At 43.7% G+C, this 684-nt stretch carries 1 protein-coding gene; it reads right to left on the bottom strand.

The window, feature by feature from the left end:
* Positions 1-684, bottom strand: a 684-nt coding sequence (locus AB1L17_RS31450; RefSeq protein ID WP_412848838.1) for a transposase, incomplete at both ends; no start/stop codon positions are given.

Genomic DNA, 684 nt, shown 5'->3' with positions numbered 1-684 from the left:
TTCGATGAAGCCTTTCCAATCGTTTGGAAGTGTACGGGCCTTCCTTTTGATCTTTGCCCTGACGTAAAATGCTCAAGTAATGTGCCTTCTGCTTGTTATAGTACTGATTGATGGATTTCACAACGTTACCCTTGATCAATTGCGGCTTCTTGCCTGAATCGGTCACGATGGTTGCAAGGTTGTGAATCCCCAAGTCAATTCCCATGACATGCTTGGCAGTCATCCTCGCTTCGGCTGTCTGCGAAGAGCATACTAGCTCAACAACATATCTTCCGTAGGCAGGAATGACTCGAACTTCCATCAGCTTTTGATGGGTGGCTCCTATCTTACCGATGTTCAAACGATGATTCGTTAATGGCAATTTCAGATATTTCCCTTCTTTGATCACGCAATCCTGATTGGTAAAAGTCACTTCCGTTTGAGAACTTCTACAATACTTCGGAATACGTGGTCTTCCCGTAAACAAGGCTGGATTCTTCTTATACGCTTTTATAGAAGCGAAGAAACTTTTCCAATTTTGAAAAACTTTTTTCATCACCTGTTGACTGCTTTGCGTTGGCAAGGAACGATAGTTTTCCTGCTTGATCCCTTTGAACAAGGCATCCAAGAAGCCATAAGAAAGTAGCGAGGCTTCCTTGGTCGGAAGCACATACAAGTTTGGCTTGATCACTTTCTGCTCGTGGG

Origin of the sequence: Brevibacillus jepli, from assembly GCF_047229145.1 — a bacterium.
Taxonomy (GTDB): Bacteria; Bacillota; Bacilli; order Brevibacillales; family Brevibacillaceae; genus Brevibacillus.
Note: the sequence above shows the minus strand (reverse complement) of the source record. Positions and strands in the feature narration are given on the sequence as shown.